Below are 1,331 nucleotides of genomic sequence, written 5' to 3' on the forward strand. Positions count from 1 at the left end.
CTGAGCTACAGAGAGGATTGGTGGTGAGCACCTCCCGCCCGGGGTCTGACCCACTGAGCTACTGACTTCGGGTCTTCGAGCCGATCTGTCGGCTTCGGGTGGGAGGTGCTCGTGCATTCACCGGACGTGGCGTTGTGACTTCATAGGAGCCTGGCTAGAGGCCCCATCTCTGTCTTGTCCGCGTTGCCCGGCTGGTGCGTGCCGTCTTGTGCCCACTGCCATGAGCGTTAGGACGACGATGCCCTCTATTACATCTGAAGCAGCGGCTGCTGGTGAAGTGACCGGTGGCGTCGATACTCATCAGGACACCCACACGGCGGCGGTGATCGACCAGGTGGGACGGGTTCTGGGTACCCGGGAGTTCGCGGCTACCCCGGCCGGATACATAGCGATGCTGGCCTGGATGCGCGGACACGGTCGCCTCGCCCGGGCCGGCGTCGAGGGCACCGGCGCTTACGGCGCCGGACTCGTGCGCATGCTCCGTAGTAACGGCGTTGAGGTGATCGAGGTCGATCGCCCGAACCGGCGGACCCGCCGGTTGCAGGGTAAATCCGACCCGATCGATGCCGTCCAAGCCGCCAAGACGGCTCTGGCCGGTGGCCGCACCAGCACCCCGAAACACCGCGACGGCCGCGTCGAAGCCGTCCGCAACCTGCGGGTGGCCCGCCGCAGCGCCATCGACCAGCGCGCTGACACTCAACGCCAGATCAAGTCCCTGATCATCACCGCTCCCGACACCCTGCGCACCATTCTGCGTGGCCTGAGCATCACCAAACTGATCGTCGTCTGCGCGAACCTGCGACCCGACCGCGCCGATACCGGCACCCCCGCCACCGCCGCGACGATCGCCCTGCGGTCACTGGCCCGCCGCCACGAACAGCTGTCCGCCGAGATCACCGACCTCGACGAACTCCTCGGCCCACTGGTCGCCGCGATCAACCCGGCCCTGGTCGCCGCCAACGGCATCGGCACCGACACCGCCGGGCAGCTACTGGTCACCGCCGGCGAAAACCATGACCGGCTCACCAGCGAGGCAGCATTCGCCATGCTCTGCGGCGTCGCCCCGCTCCCCGCCTCGTCCGGCAGAACCAACCGGCACCGCCTCAACCGCGGCGGCGACCGTCAAGCCAACGCCGCCCTCTACCGCACCGTCCTGAGCCGCCTGCGCTGGGACCCTCGCACCCGCGCCTACGCCGAACGCCGCACCACAGAAGGCCTCACCAAAAAAGACATCATCCGTTGCCTCAAACGCTACATAGCACGCGAGATCTACCAAATCATCACCACCAACCACACCCCACCCACCACTTGACATCCATAGGAGCATCGGC

General features: G+C 66.8%; 1 protein-coding gene. It reads left to right on the top strand.

All coding sequences use genetic code 11. From position 1 onward, the window contains the following. The first annotated feature begins 247 nt into the window (after positions 1-247). Positions 248-1,312 (top strand): IS110 family RNA-guided transposase, encoded by a 1,065-nt coding sequence (locus B0I29_RS45035; protein WP_425452405.1) that lies wholly within the window; start codon positions 248-250, stop codon positions 1,310-1,312. Positions 1,313-1,331: the final 19 nt, after the last annotated feature.

Source organism: Actinoplanes lutulentus, assembly GCF_003259845.1.
Classification (GTDB): domain Bacteria; phylum Actinomycetota; class Actinomycetes; order Mycobacteriales; family Micromonosporaceae; genus Actinoplanes; species Actinoplanes lutulentus.